At 72.5% G+C, this 16,658-nt stretch carries 20 protein-coding genes and 1 pseudogene; 8 read left to right on the forward strand and 13 right to left on the reverse strand.

Annotated features, from left to right (window positions below; translation table 11 throughout):
* Nucleotides 1–110: 110 nt before the first annotated feature.
* Nucleotides 111–977, forward strand: a pseudogene (locus tag J7E91_RS33120) (SigB/SigF/SigG family RNA polymerase sigma factor); the annotation flags it as partial.
* A 13-nt stretch (nt 978–990) separates the two neighbouring features.
* Here the strand turns inward: J7E91_RS33120 and J7E91_RS33125 are convergent.
* The 6 genes from J7E91_RS33125 to J7E91_RS33150 all read right to left on the reverse strand — a co-directional run bounded on the left by J7E91_RS33125 (nt 991) and on the right by J7E91_RS33150 (nt 4,473).
* Nucleotides 991–1,440 (reverse strand): ATP-binding protein, encoded by a 450-nt coding sequence (locus tag J7E91_RS33125; protein ID WP_214910731.1) that lies wholly within the window; start codon nt 1,438–1,440, stop codon nt 991–993.
* A 124-nt stretch (nt 1,441–1,564) separates the two neighbouring features.
* Nucleotides 1,565–2,773: an aromatic acid exporter family protein gene (locus J7E91_RS33130; protein WP_308377531.1), complete on the reverse strand. Its 1,209-nt coding sequence runs from the start codon at nt 2,771–2,773 to the stop codon at nt 1,565–1,567.
* 63 nt (nt 2,774–2,836) lie between these two features.
* On the reverse strand, nt 2,837–3,505 hold the full coding sequence (locus J7E91_RS33135; protein WP_214910733.1) for an HAD family hydrolase: 669 nt from the start codon (nt 3,503–3,505) through the stop codon (nt 2,837–2,839).
* A gap of 88 nt (nt 3,506–3,593) precedes the next feature.
* A complete protein-coding gene (locus J7E91_RS33140) occupies nt 3,594–3,770 on the reverse strand; it encodes a CsbD family protein (RefSeq protein WP_214910735.1) in 177 nt (58 codons plus the stop codon).
* Nucleotides 3,771–3,893: 123 nt separating this feature from the next.
* Complete coding sequence (locus J7E91_RS33145) at nt 3,894–4,088, reverse strand: hypothetical protein (protein ID WP_214910737.1); 195 nt, start codon at nt 4,086–4,088, stop codon at nt 3,894–3,896.
* Nucleotides 4,081–4,473: a VOC family protein gene (locus J7E91_RS33150; RefSeq protein ID WP_214910739.1), complete on the reverse strand. Its 393-nt coding sequence runs from the start codon at nt 4,471–4,473 to the stop codon at nt 4,081–4,083. Before J7E91_RS33150 ends, J7E91_RS33145 begins: the two co-directional genes overlap by 8 nt.
* Before the next feature lie 139 nt (nt 4,474–4,612).
* On the opposite strand from J7E91_RS33150, the gene J7E91_RS33155 reads away from it, so the two are divergent.
* Genes J7E91_RS33155 through J7E91_RS33165 form a run of 3 tightly spaced genes read left to right on the forward strand, consistent with a single transcriptional unit; the run spans nt 4,613 to nt 8,261 of the window.
* Entirely contained in the window at nt 4,613–5,155 is a 543-nt protein-coding gene (locus tag J7E91_RS33155) for a 2Fe-2S iron-sulfur cluster-binding protein (RefSeq protein WP_308377532.1), read from the forward strand.
* Nucleotides 5,152–6,138, forward strand: coding sequence for a xanthine dehydrogenase family protein subunit M (locus J7E91_RS33160; protein ID WP_214910743.1), 987 nt, complete (start codon nt 5,152–5,154; stop codon nt 6,136–6,138). Before J7E91_RS33155 ends, J7E91_RS33160 begins: the two co-directional genes overlap by 4 nt.
* A 17-nt stretch (nt 6,139–6,155) precedes the next feature.
* Nucleotides 6,156–8,261 (forward strand): xanthine dehydrogenase family protein molybdopterin-binding subunit, encoded by a 2,106-nt coding sequence (locus tag J7E91_RS33165; protein ID WP_214910745.1) that lies wholly within the window; start codon nt 6,156–6,158, stop codon nt 8,259–8,261.
* Between the two features lie 27 nt (nt 8,262–8,288).
* Here J7E91_RS33165 and J7E91_RS33170 read toward each other — a convergent pair whose 3' ends face one another.
* Both J7E91_RS33170 and J7E91_RS33175 read right to left on the reverse strand, forming a co-directional pair.
* Nucleotides 8,289–8,699 carry a VOC family protein gene (locus tag J7E91_RS33170; protein WP_214910747.1) on the reverse strand — a complete coding sequence of 137 codons (411 nt, stop codon included), beginning with the start codon at nt 8,697–8,699 and terminating at the stop codon, nt 8,289–8,291.
* A gap of 10 nt (nt 8,700–8,709) precedes the next feature.
* Nucleotides 8,710–9,150 (reverse strand): helix-turn-helix transcriptional regulator, encoded by a 441-nt coding sequence (locus J7E91_RS33175; protein ID WP_214910749.1) that lies wholly within the window; start codon nt 9,148–9,150, stop codon nt 8,710–8,712.
* 111 nt (nt 9,151–9,261) lie between these two features.
* Here J7E91_RS33175 and J7E91_RS33180 point away from each other — a divergent pair, with 111 nt between their 5' ends.
* Entirely contained in the window at nt 9,262–9,432 is a 171-nt protein-coding gene (locus J7E91_RS33180; protein ID WP_214910752.1) for a hypothetical protein, read from the forward strand.
* A gap of 548 nt (nt 9,433–9,980) precedes the next feature.
* Here the strand turns inward: J7E91_RS33180 and J7E91_RS33185 are convergent.
* Nucleotides 9,981–10,400 (reverse strand): CBS domain-containing protein, encoded by a 420-nt coding sequence (locus J7E91_RS33185; RefSeq protein WP_214910754.1) that lies wholly within the window; start codon nt 10,398–10,400, stop codon nt 9,981–9,983.
* Nucleotides 10,401–10,575: 175 nt separating this feature from the next.
* Here J7E91_RS33185 and J7E91_RS33190 point away from each other — a divergent pair, with 175 nt between their 5' ends.
* Together J7E91_RS33190 and J7E91_RS33195 are read left to right on the forward strand one after the other, a co-directional pair.
* Nucleotides 10,576–10,977 (forward strand): ChaB family protein, encoded by a 402-nt coding sequence (locus J7E91_RS33190; protein WP_214910756.1) that lies wholly within the window; start codon nt 10,576–10,578, stop codon nt 10,975–10,977.
* 32 nt (nt 10,978–11,009) lie between these two features.
* Nucleotides 11,010–11,237 carry a DUF6480 family protein gene (locus J7E91_RS33195; protein ID WP_214910758.1) on the forward strand — a complete coding sequence of 76 codons (228 nt, stop codon included), beginning with the start codon at nt 11,010–11,012 and terminating at the stop codon, nt 11,235–11,237.
* A 14-nt stretch (nt 11,238–11,251) separates the two neighbouring features.
* Here the strand turns inward: J7E91_RS33195 and J7E91_RS33200 are convergent, their stop codons facing one another.
* The gene (locus J7E91_RS33200; RefSeq protein ID WP_214910759.1) at nt 11,252–12,061 is read right to left on the reverse strand and encodes an SDR family oxidoreductase; all 810 of its coding nucleotides are present in this window, start codon (nt 12,059–12,061) and stop codon (nt 11,252–11,254) included.
* A 38-nt stretch (nt 12,062–12,099) separates the two neighbouring features.
* On the reverse strand, nt 12,100–12,849 hold the full coding sequence (locus J7E91_RS33205; RefSeq protein WP_214910761.1) for an SDR family oxidoreductase: 750 nt from the start codon (nt 12,847–12,849) through the stop codon (nt 12,100–12,102).
* Between the two features lie 643 nt (nt 12,850–13,492).
* Here J7E91_RS33205 and J7E91_RS33210 point away from each other — a divergent pair.
* The gene (locus J7E91_RS33210) at nt 13,493–14,782 is read left to right on the forward strand and encodes an MFS transporter (protein ID WP_251016643.1); all 1,290 of its coding nucleotides are present in this window, start codon (nt 13,493–13,495) and stop codon (nt 14,780–14,782) included.
* 68 nt (nt 14,783–14,850) lie between these two features.
* Here the strand turns inward: J7E91_RS33210 and J7E91_RS33215 are convergent, their stop codons facing one another.
* Both J7E91_RS33215 and J7E91_RS33220 read right to left on the reverse strand, forming a co-directional pair.
* Nucleotides 14,851–15,732 (reverse strand): glycosyltransferase, encoded by an 882-nt coding sequence (locus tag J7E91_RS33215; RefSeq protein WP_308377534.1) that lies wholly within the window; start codon nt 15,730–15,732, stop codon nt 14,851–14,853.
* A 35-nt stretch (nt 15,733–15,767) separates the two neighbouring features.
* On the reverse strand, nt 15,768–16,658 hold an 891-nt coding region (locus J7E91_RS33220; RefSeq protein WP_214910765.1), incomplete at its 5' end, for a glycosyltransferase family 9 protein.

Genomic DNA, 16,658 nt, shown 5'->3' on the forward strand with positions numbered 1-16,658 from the left:
AGGGCCGGGCCTCGCCCCACACCTCGCAAGAAAGCGACTAAACGCCCATTTGGGTAAGATATCGGCAGGACGCTCGTACGACGGTTCCCCCAGCGCGTCGAAGGAGCCTCATGTCCAGCCGCCTGCGTACCCGTGAACCCGAATCCGACTCCACCGCACCCGGCTCACGACCGCCGGGACTGGCCGGCCTTCCCGACATCCCGGATCCACGCACCCTCTGCACGCTGGACGCCCGCACCCTCTCCGACTCACTGTTCGAGCGCCTGGCGTCACTGAAGGAGGGAACACCCGAGTACGCGTACGTGCGCAACACCTTGGTGGAGATCAACCTCAGCCTGGTGAAGTACGCCGCCTCGCGGTTTCGCAACCGGAACCAGCCCATGGAAGACGTCGTCCAGGTGGGCACCATCGGGCTGATCAAGGCCATCGACCGTTTCGACGTCGGGCGTGAGGTGGAGTTCCCGTCCTTCGCACTGCCGACGATCGAGGGCGAGATCAAGCGTTTCTTCCGCGACAACAGCTGGGACGTCCGCGTGCCGCGCCGGCTCCAGGAGCTCCGGATCGACATCGCCCGGGCGTCCGACATCCTGGAGCAGGGGCTGGGCCGGGAGCCGACGGCGGCCGAGCTGGCGGCCCATCTGGGCGTGGACGAGGCCGAGGTCCGGGAGGGCCGCCGGGCCGCGAACGGCTACAACGCCCGCTCCCTCGACGTGGTCTTCGACGACGCGCCCGCGGGCTTCGCGCAGTGCTGTCTCGGCCAGGAGGTCCTCGCGTACGACACCGTCGAGTGCGTGGTGGCGCTGAAACCGCTGGTGGCCGGCCTTGCCGAGCGGGACCGGATGATCCTCACCATGCGGTTCGTGGAGGAGCTGACCCAGCGGGAGATCGGCGAACGGATGGGCATCTCGCAGATGCAGGTGTCCCGGCTTCTCACGCGCATCCTGACGACACTGCGCGACGCGCTCCTGGCGGAGGACGACGGCCTGGCCGCTAGGCCCCCCGTTGCCGGGAGCCGTGCGGCGCCGCCACCTCCACCCACACCGTCTTGCCGCTTCCCCGCGGCAGAGAGCCCCAGCTCCGGGCAAGGCGCCGCAGCACGGTCAGGCCGTGCCCGCCGGGGGCGGCCACGCCGGACGGCCGGGGCGACGGATGCACAGGGCTGCCGTCGGTGACCTCGATGCGCAGCCGGGCGGCTGTGCAGTTCAGTACGAACTCCCGGGGCCCACCGGCGTGCAGACAGGCGTTCGTGACCACCTCGGACACGAGCAGCAGCACATCGTCGACGACTGCCTGCTCCTCTTCGTCGGCGGCCGGAATCCACTGCCAGTCGGCCAGGGCCTCCCGGCTGAAGTCCCGGCAGCGCCCCACCACGTCCTCGGTGCCGCACAGGGTCAGCCGACGGGTCTGCCCGCGCGACTGGAGGACGTCACTCAGGACCATGACGCACCCCCTCGGCTCAGGTTCAGGTCTCAGCGCTTCAGGTCTCCGGGCCTCGGAATCTCAGGCCTCAAACTTTTGAGGGCCTTTTGAGGCTTTGGCCACCGGGTGCCCCAAAAGCGCCGCTTTACCCACTGTCCCGGTCGCCATATGCTCCGACGTCGCTCTCCACCGGTGCGAGCTCGTAAAGGAGTTGCTGCGACTCCGCGACGAGACCCCCCAGTGACGTGGCCGTCTCACTGTCCTGCTCCAGCAGCTGCCTCTTCAGCCGCCCGTGGGCGGCCCAGGCGGACTCCAGAGCGAGCGCGCGTTCCTCCCGCGCGCTGTGGCCCCGGCCTTCGAGGACAGCCAGATCGGCCGCGCACACGTCGCCCGCCGCCCGCAGGAGGTCCGAGAGATGCTCCAGGGCCGCATCGGGAAGCGGCCTGAGCATGGGCTCGTCGCTGACCGTACTGGTGAGGGTGCGGGTGAGGGCCACGAGCGGGTCGGCGATCCGTTCCCACGCCTGGTCCCACTCGGCCGGGGGCAGCGGCGGGCCGGTACGGCGCATCTTGCGGCCCGGGTTGAGGCGGTAGCTCTCGCGGGTCCACAGCCGCGCGTCGCGCAGGTCCGACAAGATGCCCGTGATCCGCCGCGCGCGGTCGTGCCAGGCCTCTGCCTGCTGGCGCCCGTACCCCTCCCGCAGACCGTCGGCAATGGCGTGCAGCAGCTCGGCGCTCTGCAAGGGCAGTCTGTGCAGCGAGTCCCGGACGCTGCGCAGGTGGACCGGCGGGAGAATCAGCGCGTTCACCGCGATGCCGATGACCGCGCCGACGGCCGACTCGAACAGCCGGTGCAGGACGTCGAGTGCCGAGTGGGAGCCGTAGGCGAGTACGAACAGTGCGGTGGTCGGCGCGTACAGACCGTGCTCCCCGAAGCGCGCGTAGGTGCCGAGCAGGACGGCGACCGGCAGCACCAGGGCCATGGCGGCCATGGTGTTGCCCGTCAGATTGGCCGCTCCCGCCGCGAGTACGGTGCCCACGGCGATCACGACGAGCTGCTGCACTCCGGACCGCAGGGACCGGTAGACAGTGCTCTGTACGAGTACGACCGCCGTCCAGGGGGCCATCAGGGCCATCGGCGCGTTCCACCACCAGCCCGCCAGCGCCCAGGCCGCCGCCGCGGCGCCCGCCGCCTTCAGGGACTGGGTGACTACGTCACGCTCCGGTCCGGGGCCGGCTGCCGCGCGGCGGGCGGAGCGCCCGATGGCCGACGCCTCCCAGGACACCCACCGCCACATACGGCCGAACGCGGCGCCGCCCGTGTGCGACCGGTGGTCACTCTCCCTGCCTGCCACTGCCGCCTCCGGAGCCGTGCCTGCCTACGACGGGGCACGCGTTCCCGTACGAGCGCCGTCCAATCACGCCCGCAGCCGGGCGACCGGACTGTCGTCGAGCCGCGCGAGCAGGTCGGCGGGGTCCTGGTAGACGGCTGCGGCCCCGGCTTCCTCCAGGTCGGCCTGGGGGATGCCGCCGCATCGCAGCGCCACAGCGAGTACGCCCGCCCGGGTGGCGGCCGCCATGTCCCACACCGTGTCGCCGACGAACACCGCGCGGTCCGCGGGCACGCCGGCCAGTTCCAGTGCCCGTTCGACCGGCTCGGGAGCCGGCTTGCCCTCGTCGACGTCCTCGGAGCTCGCGGTGGCGGTGATCGCGTCGTCGGCGTCGATGGCACGGCGCAGCGCGTCGAGTTCCCCGCCGCTCGCCGAGGTGGCGAGGACGACGGTCCAGCCCTGCCCGGCGAGAGTGCGCAGCAGCCGGCCGGCCTGGGGCAGGGCGGGCAGCCGGTCCGCGTACGTCGCGTACAGGGTCTTGTGGGCGGCGCTGATGCGGTCGTCCTGGCCGGTGTCGCGTTCTTCTCCGAGCAGATGGGCGATGAGGTCGTGACCCGACAGGCCGACGGCCCGGTGGATGTCGTGCATCACAACGTCGTGCCCGGCCTGGCGGAACGCCTCCCACCAGGACGTCACATGCAGATGGTTGGTGTCGACCAGCGTTCCGTCGACGTCGAAGACAGCCGCGCGGTCCATGTCGCCGTTCCTTCCTCACGGAGCAGACCAACGGGCCGCGCGGCCGGAGCCGCGCGGCCCGTTTTTCCGTACCTGTCCGGTACCGGGGCTACTTGTTGGGCGACTTCTTGACCCGCTCGCCGGCCCTCTCGGCCGTTTCCTGGGCCTTGCCCCGCAGCTGCTCGCCGCGGCCTTCCGCCTGCATGGACCGGTCGTCGGCGGTCTTGCCCGCGGCTTCCTTCATCTTGCCCTTGACCTGCTTCGCCTTCGCTTTTGCCTTGCTCACGAGGCCTTCCTTCCAGAAAATTCAGACTTCCACGGCGATCAGAGGTGACTGACCTGGCTCGTCCACCTTGCGCCGGTCACCCCGTGCCTGCAATCCGGGAGCGTTCCGTCACGTTCCGCTCATTCAGCCGGACGGCTCGTCCGGGACCGGCCCCTGGCCGGTGTCGGGTGCCTGCCCGGTCTCGTGTTCGCGTTCGTCCCCGGTACGGCCGCCGGCCTCGTCCAGCGGGTCCTCGCCGTCCTGTGCCTGCTGGTCGGGCAGGTCCCTCGGCACGGGCGTGCCGGTCTCCTCGGGGTCTTCGGTCCGCGGGTCACTCATGGGTCCGGTCCTCCTCTTCGCGGCAGAGGCAGAACGGGTGGCCCGCCGGATCGGCGTACACCCGAAAGCCCCGCTTCCCGTCGTCGTCGTCCACGTCGCGCGGGGTGGCGCCGAGTGCGAGCACCTGCGCCTGCGCCGCCTCGATGTCCGGTACCTCGAAGTCCAGATGCATCTGCTGCGAGTTCTGATCGGCCCGCGGCCAGTCCGGCGGCCGGAAACCCGGCGCACGCTGGAAGGCGATACGGGCCCCGCCCGGTACGTGCAGGTCGTACCAGTCCTCGTCGTCGTTCTTCACTTCGCCGCCCAGCACCGCGGCGTAGAAACCGGCGAGTGCCTGCGGATCCGGACAGTCCACGGCCACGAGGCAGTACTTCGCGATGGCCATACCGGTCTCCTTGCTCTTGCTCGGGCTTGCGTCCCACCCCAGTACCCCTCCAGGACCGGCTGAACCGAAACGCGCAAAGGGGGACATTTTGATAGGAAGAGGTACGACGCGAGACCTTCGGACCGAAAGGCGCGACGGAGTGGAGCCAACCAGCCAGCAGGAGAACGCGCACAGCTCTGTCCTCACCCTTCACGTCAACGGCACCGCGCACACGCTGATGCTCGACCACCGCACCACACTCCTGGACGCCCTGCGTGAGCATGTGGGCCTCACGGGAGCGAAAAAGGGCTGCGACCACGGCCAGTGCGGTGCCTGCACCGTGATCGTCGACGGCCGGCGCGCCAACAGCTGCCTGCTGCTCGCCGCCGCCCACAACGGCGCGCACGTCACCACCGTCGAAGGCCTCGCCGACGGCGAGCGGCTTCATCCGGTCCAGGAGGCGTTCGTCGCTCGGGACGCCCTGCAGTGCGGCTACTGCACGCCGGGGCAGATCTGTTCGGTCGTCGGGGTGCTGGCCGAAGCCGCCGAGGGACACCCCTCGTACGTCACGTCCCCCGAGCTCTCTCCCGGCGGTCCCGCCGCCCTCACCCCGCACGAGATCCGGGAGCGCATGAGCGGCAACCTCTGCCGCTGCGGCGCGTATCCGAACATCGTGGACGCGATCGAGGAGGTGGCGACGTGAAGCCGTTCGCGTACTTCCGTGCCGAGAGCGCCGACGAGGCGGTCGGCGCCTTCGCCGGCCATCCGCGGGCGCAGTACCTCGGCGGCGGCACCAACCTCGTCGACCTGATGAAACTCGGGGTCGCGGCGCCGGACCTCCTCATCGACGTCAGCCGCCTGCCGCTGGACGGGATCGACGAGACGCCCGACGGCGGGCTGCACATCGGCGCGACCGTACGCAACAGCGATCTGGCCGCCCACCCGACCGTGCGCACGCGCTACGCCGCCCTGTCTCAGGCCCTGCTCTCCGGCGCCTCGGGGCAGCTGCGCAACACCGCCACGACCGGCGGAAACCTGCTCCAGCGCACCCGTTGCACGTACTTCCAGGACGTCTCGAAGCCCTGCAACAAGCGCGAGCCCGGCACCGGATGCCCCGCCCGCGAAGGCGTCCACCGCGATCTCGCGGTGCTCGGCCACTCGGCGCACTGCGTCGCCACCCATCCCTCCGACATGGCCGTCGCGCTGGCCGCTCTCGACGCCGCCGTCCACCTGCACGGCCCGCAGGGCGCACGCACCGTCGCGGTCACCGACTTCCACCGGCTGCCCGGCGACCGCCCCGATCAGGACACCGTCATCCGTCCGGGCGAGCTGATCACCGGCGTGACCCTCCCGCCCGCCCTGCCCGGCACCCGGTGCGGCTACCGCAAGGCCCGCGACCGCGCCTCGTACGCCTTCGCGCTCGCCTCCGTCGCCGCCGCCCTGCGCGTCGAGGGCGGCGTGGTCCGGGACGCCACACTCGCCTTCGGCGGGCTCGCGCACGTGCCCTGGCGTGCCCGCGCGGCCGAAGAGGTGCTGCGCGGAGCGCCCGCCACCGAGGAGACGTACGCCCGCGCGGCCGACGCCGAGCTCGCCGCGGCCGAGCCGCTGCGTGACAACGGCTTCAAAGTGCCGCTCGCCCGGAACCTCGCCATCAGCGTGCTGGCCGAGCTCGCTTCCCGTACCTGAGGACGTGACAATCCGTCATGACGCACGCACAGACCCCACTGGGCACGCCCGCCGTCCGCTCAGAGGCCCGCGACAAGGTCACCGGCGCCGCGCGCTACGCGGTCGAGCACACCCCGCCGGGCTGCGCCTACGCCGTGCCCGTGCCCGCCACCGTCGCGCGCGGCCGGGTCACCGCCGTACACGCCGACGAAGTGCTGGCCCTGCCGGGCGTGCACACCGTGCTCAGCCACGAGAACGCGCCCCGCCTCAAGGAGCCGGACGACCCGACACTCGCGGTCCTCCAGAACGACCGCGTCCCCCACCGCGGCTGGCACGTCGCCCTGGTGGTCGCCGACACGCCGGAGAACGCCAGTGCGGCAGCCGAGGCGCTGCGGGTCGAGTACGCGGCCGAGGAGCACGACGTACGGCTGACCACCGGCCATCCGGGCCTCTACACGCCGGAGGCGGCGAACGGTGAGAACCCCGCCGTCCGCGAACGCGGCGACTTCGACTCGGCCTACCCCGCCGCCGCCGTCCGGATCGACGCCACGTACACCATGAGCGCGCTGCACAACCATCCCATGGAGCCGCACGCCTCGACCGCGTGGTGGGACGACGGGCATCTGACCGTGCACGATTCCAGTCAGGGCTCCACGAAGGTACGGGACACCCTCACCCAGGTCTTCGGGCTGGAGCAGCGGCAGGTCACCGTCGTCTCCGAGCACGTGGGCGGCGGGTTCGGCTCCAAGGGCACCCCGCGCCCGCAGGTGGTGCTGGCGGCCATGGCCGCCCGGCACACCGGGCGCCCCGTCAAGCTGGCACTCCCCCGCCGTCAGCTCGCGGCGGTCGTCGGCCACCGGGCGCCGACCGTGCAGCGCGTGCGGCTGGGGGCCGGGGCCGACGGCGTCATCACCGCGCTCGCCCACGAGGTGGTCACGCAGACGTCGACGGTCAAGGAGTTCGTGGAGCAGGCGGCCGTTCCGGCGCGGGGCATGTACACCTCGCCGCACAGCCGCACCAGTCACCAGGTCGTCGCCCTGGACGTGCCGTCCCCGTCGTGGATGCGTGCTCCGGGCGAGGCGTCCGGGATGTACGCGCTGGAGTCGGCGATGGACGAACTCGCCGTCGCCGCCGGTCTCGACCCGGTGGAACTGCGCCTGCGCAACGAACCGGACACCGAACCCGACAGCGGCAACCCCTTCAGCAGCCGCCACCTGGCCGAGTGCCTGCGGGAAGGAGCGCGGCGCTTCGGCTGGGAACGGCGCGACCCGCGGCCCGGCATCCGCCGCGAGGGTGATCGCCTGCTCGGCACCGGGGTCGCCGCGGCCACCTATCCGGTCCTCGTCAGCCCGTCGGCCGCCACCGCGCACGCCGCCCCCGACGGTACGTACGTGATCCGGGTCAACGCCACCGACATCGGCACCGGCGCCCGCACCGTGCTCGCGCAGATCGCCGCCGATGTGCTGGGCGCGCCCCTGGAGTCGGTGCGCGTGGAGATCGGCAGCAGCGACCTGCCCGCGGCGCCGCTCGCGGGCGGCTCGTCGGGGACGGCGTCGTGGGGCTGGTCCGTGCACAAGGCGTGCGCGCTCCTGGTCGAGCGCCTTCGTGAGCGTTACGACGGCGTGCCGACCGAGGGCGTCACCGCCGCGGCCGACACCGAGCAGGAAGTGGCGGAGGATTCGCCGTACGCCCGGCACGCGTTCGGCGCGCAGTTCGCCGAGGTGCAGGCGGACACCGTGACGGGCGAGGTCCGCGTACGCCGCCTCCTCGGCGTGTACGCCGCCGGGCGCATCCTCAATCCCCGTACCGCACGCTCCCAGTTCATCGGCGCGATGGCCATGGGGATCGGCATGGCGCTGACCGAGGAAAGCACCATGGACCCCGCGTTCGGGGACTTCGCGGAGCACGATCTGGCCTCGTATCACGTGCCCTCGTGCGCGGACGTGCCGGCGATCGAGGCGTACTGGGTCGACGAGGACGATCCGCACCTCAACCCGATGGGCAGCAAGGGCATCGGCGAGATCGGCATCGTCGGCACGGCGGCGGCGATCGCCAACGCCGTGCACCACGCGACGGGAGCCCGGCTGCGGGACCTGCCGCTGACGCCGGACAAGGTGCTGCCGTATCTGAATCCGGCGAGGTGAGCGGGTGGTCGGCCGGGGGGCGACGGCTTACGCCTTGGCCGCCTGCTGGATCCGCACCATGTTGCCCGAGGGGTCGCGGAACGCGCAGTCGCGCGGCCCCCAGGGCTGATCGATGGGCTCCTGGAGCACCTCGGCGCCGGACGCCCGTACCCGCTCGAAGGTCGCGTCGAGATCGTCGGTGCTGAAAACGGTCATCGGCAGGACGCCCTTGGTGAGGAGTTCCTGCAGGGCGTCGCCGTCGGCCTGGGAACGGCCGGCGTGCGGTTCCGAGAGCACGATTTCGAGGCCCGGCTGAGTCGCGCTGCCGAGAGTGACCCAGCGGAACCCGCCGGAGGCGACGTCATTGCGCACTTCGAGGCCGAGCGCGTCGCGGTAGAACGCGAGCGACTCGTCCACGTCGTTGACGGTGATGTGGCAGTACTGGAGAGCGATGGTCATGTCGCCCACACTAGGCAGCGCCGACGCGGCCCGCTTCTCGGATCCTGCTCGGCGGATTTCTCGTCGGGCGGGTGTGCACCTTCGCCAGGCACGCGGGCATCGCCGCCACGGCGGGGTGCTCCCGGCCGCGGTACGCGCTCGGCGTCTCCCCCACGACCTCGGTGAACCGCGAGCTGAACGAGCCGAGCGAGGTACAGCCGACCGCCATGCACGCGTCGGTCACGCTCATACCCCCGCGCAGCAGCGCCATCGCCCGCTCGATGCGGCGGGTCATGAGACAGCTGTACGGCGTCTCGCCATAGGCCGCCCGGAACCGGCGCGAGAAGTGCGCCGGCGACATGAGCGCGTGGCGGGCCATCGTCGGCACATCGAGCGGCTGGGCGTACTCCCGGTCGATCAGATCCCGCGCTCGGCGCAGGTGCGCGAGATCGGCGAGGTCTTCCGGGGTCATGGGACGACGCTACCACCGGAGGAATGACCGGCACGCGGCGGGGAAAAAGGCCGGTAGCGGCACAGCCACCGGAACTGCGCGTGGTGCGCCGTCAAGTGGCAGGAGAAGCACATGCTGGCATTCGCGGCGGCGGTGGTCTTCATCATCGCCTTCATCATCAACGCGACCGAGACGTCGACGGAAGCGGTCTTCGGACCGATGAGCCTCTTGCTCGTCGGGCTCGCCCTTCTCGCCCTGCATGTGGCGGGTGTGGGCGCCGGGTGGTCGGCCCGCCGACGCTGACGGGAGCAGCCGCGGGGCGAGGCGGAGGCCCTCGCCCCGTCGGTTCACGGCCCGCCAGGCCGCACGGACGGATTCTTCAGAGTTTGATGAGGGTTTCTCATGGGCACACCGCCGAACGATCCCGTCCCGCCCACCCCGACCCCAGCGCCGGGTCCCGGGCCGCAACCCGGGCCGGCGCCCGGTCCGGGGCCGGCGCCCGGGCCCGATCCGGCGCCTCCGGCTCCGCCCCAGCCCGAACCGGACCCGCCCGCGCCGGTCCCGCCGCCGGAGCCCAGGCCTGAGCCCGGCCCGCTGCCGGGGCCGGTCCCGGCCCCGGAGCCCGTGACCTGAGCGGGCGGCCTGCGGACAAGCCGGAGCCCCCGGTGGCACCCGGGGGCTCGGCTCAGCAACTCCGCTTCGGGGGCGCTTAGTGAGTTAACGGGCACCACCCTGCCCGCGCCGGGCAGGGTGATACGGCAGCCACACTCCGCCGGAGCGGAGCGCCACCCGTTCGGCCGCTCTTCTCTCACGTACTGCGTATCGGTCGGGTACTGCGTATCGGTCAGGTACTACGTATTGGGCTTGGCGGCGCTCACGTCCCCCAGAGCAGAGCCGGGGTCGCGCTCGATCGCCAGGTCGCCCAGGGACACGATGCCCACCGCGGTAGTGCCCTCCACCACCGGCAGCCGGCGCAGCGAGTGTTCACGCATCAGCTCGATGGCGCGGTCGACCTCGTCGTCGGCTGTGACGGTGACCAGGTCCGGGCTGCACACGTCGCGCACCGTCGTGTCGCCCGGGTCCTTCCCTTCGGCGAGTACGCGCACCACCAGATCCCGGTCGGTGACCAGCCCGCGCAGTGTGTCGCCCTCGGCGACCAGAACCGCGCCGATGTTCTCCTCGCGCATCCGGTGCGCGACCTCGCTCACTGCCGTGAGTACGCCCACGGTGACCGGGGCGCTCGTCATGATTTCGCGAACCTTCTGACCCATCGGGTCCTCCACTGGACGGGCGGCGGTAGCCGCGGCCCCCACTGATTCCGCGGGTACCCGTGCACAGCCCGCCCAAGCGCCCCGCTCCGCTTCCTGACCGGACGGCTGAATTCCGCGGGCTGGGGCACCCGTATCCCGCCGGCATTCGTTCGATCGCAGAGATGGGGTGAGCGCCGTGCCGGGAGAGCAGGAACTTCCGTCGACCCTGGAGCGGTCCGCCGAGGAGGCGCAGCGCACCTGGATCAAGGCGCACGACTCCGCCGTCGAGGAGTACGGCGAGGGAGAGCGCGCCCACCGCGTGGCCTTCAGCGCGCTCAAGCACAAGTACGAGAAGGTCGGCGATCACTGGGAGCGCAAGGAGAAGGGCCGCAAGGGGCCGTCGGATCCCAGGGCGGCGCGGCCGCGGCAGATGGGCGGGCGCAGCGGCGAGGGCGTGGACGAGCAGGCGTCGAAGCAGCATCTGTACGACCTGGCCAAGCGGCTCGGCGTCGACGGGCGTTCCCGGATGACCAAGCCCGAGCTGCTGGAGGCCATCCGCAAGGCGAACCGCGCGAAGACGCGCCAGGCCCGGAAGTAATTGATTCGGGCGTTTTAAGGCACTTGCCCGAGATGAACACACCACACAACCCAGATCCCGAGCCGGACCGGACCCTCGGCCTCGAACCGGGCGGTGCCGTGCCGCCCGGCGAGACGCCGCCCGGCGAGGCGAGCACCAGTTCCGGCGCCGGTCCGCGCGTGGAACCTCCGCGCGGCTGGTCCAAGGGCCCGTTGATCGCCATCGGCGTGGTGGTGGTGCTGTGCGCGGCCTTCTTCCTGGCGTTCGCGGTACTCATGTAGCCGCAGCCGGGACCTCAGGGACGGCGCCAGGAGTCGTCGTCCAGGTGGGAGCCCGCCATGGGCCCCATGCGCAGCATGCCGCCGTCCACCTGCCATGAGGCACCCGTGACGTACGAGGCGTCCGGGCTCGCCAGGAAGGCGATGACGGAGGCCACCTCCCGCGCGTCACCGGGACGCCCCAGCGGGATGCCGCGGCGTACCTCCGTGCGTACGTCCGTGTCCTCCTGGCCGGTCATCGGTGTGGCGATCTCGCCGGGAGCGACCGCGTTGACCGTGATGCCGTACTCGGCGAGTTCGAGGGCCATCACCTGCGTCAGCAGCCCGAGCCCGCCCTTGGCCGCGCAGTAGGGCGCGGCGCCGACGCGGGGCGCGGTTTCGTGGACGGAGGTGACGTTGACGATCCTGCCGCCGTCGCCCTGCTGGATCATGCGGCGCGCCGCCCGCTGACCGCACAGGAACGGGCCGATCATGTCCACGTCGACGACCTGGCGGACCTTGGCGAGGTCGAGTTCGAGGAACGGTGTGGCGGTGCCGGTGCCCGCGTTGTTGATCAGGACGTCGATACGGCCCAGCTCCTGGGCCAGCTGATCGATCACGTCGGCCGCGTCGGGCAGCAGCGTGAGATCCAGGGCCGCGACGGACGCGCGGCGGCCGTACCCGCGTACCTCTTCCGCCGTCGCTTCGGCGCCCTCCCGGTCGGTGTGAAAGGTGATGCCGACATCCATGCCCTGCGCGGCGAGGCGGACGGCCGTGGCGCGCCCGATACCCGAGTCCGCGCCGGTGATGACGGCGACTGGTGAGGATGCGTTCCCGGGACTGGGCATGCGGATGATCCTTCTCGTGAGCGGGACGGATGGCGGGATCAGGGCCAGGACGGCTCCGTGCGCGGTACGACGACCAGTTCGGAGACCGCGCTGCCGGCCGGGACGGACAGGGCGTACAGCACCGTGTCGGCCACGATGTCCGGGCTCTGCAGCATGGAGGTGTCGGCGTCGGGAAAGCGCTCCATGATGAACGGTGTTTCCATACCGCCAGCGATGATGCCGGTGACGCCGATCCCCGGGCAGTCCCGCTGCGCCTCCTTGAAGAGGGTGTGCGTGAAGGCGCGCAGGCCGGACTTGCCCGCCGCGTACGGGCCGGCCTCGGTCCAGGTGCGGTTCGCCGCCGTGGAGAGGATGTTGACGATGTGGCCGCCGCCGCGCGCGACCATGCGCCGGTAGGTCTCCAGGCACAGGTACATCGGCCCCAGCAGGTTCGTCGTGACGACCCGCGTGACTTCGTCGGCCGTCAGGTGCTCGATGGGCTTGGAGACGTCCACGGCCGCGTTGTTGACCAGGATGTCCACCTCCTGCCCTTCGGCCTCCAGGTCCTTGAAGAACTCCGCGACCGCCGCGGCGTCGCGGACGTCCATCTCGACGAAGCGCGCGTCGCCGCGCCCCATCGCACCCAGTTCGTTGCAGAGGTCCCGCGCCAGGTCCTTGCGCAGGTCCGCCACCAGTACGGATGCCCCGGCCCCGGCCAGCCGCCGCGCGATCGAGGCCCCCAGCCCCCGCGCGCCGCCGGTCACCAGTGCCTGCTTGCCGTGAAGGTCGACCCGCACTCCGCTTTCCATGCCGCTGCCTTCCGTTGCCTCCGTTGTGCCGGACGGGGCGATGTGCGCTGGGCAACCGCCCCGTACCTCACTGTGAGGCCCATGGGCGGGTCCGGCACGCCGGAGTACGCCACCGCGCCGGGGCCGGACAGGTGTGGTCGCGGTCACGCCGACCGGCCTGGCGGCGGACGCGTCACAGGGCCCGTCCGGCGCCTGTGAGCAAGCCCACCAGCAGTACCGCATCCCTTACGCCACAAGGGATAGCGGCCCTCGGCGACCGTGGCGCGATGCCTTCCGGCCCGCACCGGCCGAGCCCTTCTGCCACGATGGTCCAGGCCGTGCCCCGGACCGGACCATCTCGCCCAGAACAGGCGTCATGGGTCCGCCGACCAGCGGCCCAGCACCAGCCAGATCCGGTGGAGCGGCCGCGCAGAGCAGCCGGTGTCCCGAGCTTCCGCCGTTCCGCCACTTGAGCCCCGGCTCGTCTTTCGAATACCTCACTGTGCCTTCTTCGCCTGCCGGCCCCGCGCCCGCCCCTGCCCTTGTCCCCGCCTCCGCGCATGTCCCCGACGCCGTCGAGCCGGCCCGCCGGCTGCGCTTCGGCCGTCCCTCGAAGACCGGGGCGGACGACCACTCGCCGTGGCGTTCCCTGAAGTACCGCAGCATGCGCTGGTGGTCCGTCGCGAACTTCGTCTCCAACGCCGGTACCTGGATGCAGCTGACGGTCCAGAACCTGCTGGTCCTCCAGATCACCGGGTCCGCCGCCGCGACAGGACTGTCCATGTCCGTCCAGGCGGCTCCCGGCCTGCTGATGAGCCTCGCGGGCGGCGCCGCCGTCGACCGGTGGCCCCGCAAGGTCACGGCCGCCGTCAGCCAGGCGCTGCTCGGCGCCGTCGCGTTCCTGACGGCCGTCCTGGTGGCGGTGGACCAGCTCAACCTCGGGGTCCTGATGGCCCTGGCCGCCGTCACGGGTCTGATCGCCACGGTCGACGGCCCGGCCTGTTCGCTGCTGGGCAACGATCTCGTCCGTACGGAGGACGTCCCCTCCGCCATCGGCGTCGGCTCGCTCGTGCACAACGCGGGCCGCCTCGCCGGTGCCGCTCTCGCCGGTATCACGGTGGGCTTCCTCGGCACGGCGGCCGCGTACGCCGCCAACGGCTTCTCCTTCCTCTTCGTGGCCTGCGTCATCCCCTTCCTCCGTCCGGTGCACAAGGCGGTCCGGGGCGCCAGGACCACCCCGCCGGCGGCGCCGCGTACCACGCTCGGCAAGGACGACTCACGCGACGAGGGCGGCGCGGACCAGGACATGACCGTGCGGCAGGGCGTCGTCTACTTCATGCGCCGCCCCCGGCTGGTCGCCCTCGCAGGCATCACCGGACTCAGCGCGGTCTTCGGGCGGAACTACGGGCTCACCCTGGCCGTACTCGTCACCGGCCCGCTCGCCGGCGGCGCCGGAGCGTTCGGCACCGTCTCCACCGTCCTCGCCGTCGGCGGCATCGTCGGCGCGGTGCTCGGCGCCCGGCTGCGCAAGCCGTCCGTACGGCTCGTGGGTACGCTCGCGGCCGCCGGCGCCCTGCTCCAGGTCGTGGCCGGATTCTCGCCGTCGCTGGCGGTGCTGCTGGTGCTGGTCCTGCCCATGGCCGTGGTCGAGTCGATTTCCGACACCGCGGGCACGACGGTCCTCCAGACCGACCCGCCCGCCCATATGCGGGGCCGTGTCCTCGGCGTCTGGGGCACCATCCGTACGTCGTGGGGTCTCGCGGGACCGCCGGCGCTCGGCCTGCTGATGGAGCTGGCCGGGGCGCGGGGCGCCCTCGTGTCCGGTGGTCTGATCATCGTCGGCGCGATCGGGGCGGGCTTCGTGCTCCGCCGCCGGCGGACGACGGCCACCGTAATCGTGCGGACGGAGCAGCCTGTCCTGGCCGGGCAGCCGTCCCTGAGCACCGCCGCCTGATTCCGACCCGCTGATCCCCGCCGCCGCCCCGACGCACGGGGCGGCGGCGCGGTCTTGCCGTCAGCGGCTCACGACGACGTCTCCAGCAGCCGGATACGACGCTCCACCCGGCCCGGCACCCGGCGCCGGCGGGCCAGCGCCGCGGGCAGCCGCCGCGCTGCGTCGGCCAGCGCGAGCCGCGCCTGCGGATCGTCCCTGCTGTCCAGGGCCAGCCGCACCGTCTGGGCGAGGGCCTGCCGCAGTGGCCGCCGCAGCCACGCGGTGAGCAGTTCGTTGCGCCGCGTCCGGGCGAGCCGGCCGGGGCGGGGAGCCCCGTCCGGGGCGTGCCGGGCCACTACGCCGGGGCAGTGCGCCACCCCCCAGCCGTGCGTGTCGAGGTCGATGGCGAGCAGTTGCTCCTCACCGCCGACCCCCAGCAGCGGATGGAAGCCGCCCACCTCCAGGAACGCCGTCCGCCGCACCACGGCCGCGCACGCGAGGAAGCCGAGCACGGAACGGCCGGGCAGGTCCGGCTCCTGGCCCAACGGCGAGTTGCGCAGTGCCTCGTTGAGCGGATCGGGGAGCGCCTCGGGACCCACGAGTGTGGCGGCGGACACCAGCCCCAGGCGGGGATGCGTGTCCAGCACGTCGGCGGCCCGGTCGAGGGCTCCCGGCTCCCACCACGAGTCGTCGTCGCTGAAGGCGATGTACGGCGTGCTGAGTGCGGCGGCGCCGTACGTACGCCCTGCCGCGGCCAGGTTGCGGCCGGGCGAGAGCAGGTGTACGGCGGGGTGCCGGGCGCGCACCGCGTCCGCCGTGCCGTCCGTGGAACCGTTGTCGACCACCACGACCGGTGGCCGTTCCGGCAGCGCCGCCAGGCGGTCCAGGGTGCCCAGCAGGCTCGTACGCCGGTTCCTGGTGATCACCACGATCCCGGTCCGCGGGTGATGCGCCGGCTGCTCACCGGTCACGATGCCGGTCCGTGTGCGCTGCGTCGGCTGCCCGCTCACCGGGAGCCCTCCGGTACCAGCGGCCGGTCCGCCTCCGGACGGTCGGGGTCCGGCAGTCCCCGTACCGCGTCGACGACCTCGTCGACGGTGATCCGCAGCAGCCGTTCGTCCGGCAGGGGGCCGTGGGCGTCTCCGGGACGCGGCGAGTCGTCGACGCCGGGATGCCACAGCACCCGGTGCCGTGCGCCGGCCGGCGGGCCCCACAGGCGCGGGGCGACCGGGCCGAAGAGGACGACCGACGGTGTGCCGAGCGCCGTCGCGAGGTGGGCGAGACCGGTGTCGCCGACGACCACGCAGCGGGCCCGGGCGACGAGCGCGGCGAGTCGGCCGAAGGGCACGTCCTCGGCGCCGCCGAGTACCGCGTCCGGGGGCAGCCCCGCCTCCGCCGCCACATGCCGGGCCAGCGGCCCCTCCCCCGCCCCGGCGGTCACCACGACCTCGTGGCCCGAGCGGTGCAGCGCCTGCGCCACGGCCGCGAACCTCTCCCTCGGCCAGCGGCGAGCCGCCGCGTCGGCACCGGGGTGCACCACTACCGCACCCGGGGCCGGGGAGGCAGCCGTGGGCTGCGGGATCCACACTTCGCCGGGGTCCGCCGGGATGCCGTACCAGTCGAGCAGCCGGCACCAGCGGTCCCGCTCGTGTTCGTCGGCCCGCCAGGACGGGCCCGCGATGCCGGGTGTTCCGGGGTGGGCGTAGGCGAAGAGCCGCCCCGGCCGCAGTCGCTGGAGCAGCAGGTGGCTCGGGGGGCCGTTGCCGTGCAGGTCCACGGCGACGTCGGGCCCGGGGCCGTCCCAGGCCAGCTCGGCGGGCACCGCCCGTCCGGGGGCGGACGCGGGCAGCAGCCGGTCCACCAGGCCGGTCGCGGCCGCCGCCGCGGCCAGCCGCCC

The sequence above is a fragment of the Streptomyces sp. ISL-99 genome (genome assembly GCF_018614005.1).
In the GTDB taxonomy this organism is placed as follows: domain Bacteria; phylum Actinomycetota; class Actinomycetes; order Streptomycetales; family Streptomycetaceae; genus Streptomyces; species Streptomyces flavidovirens.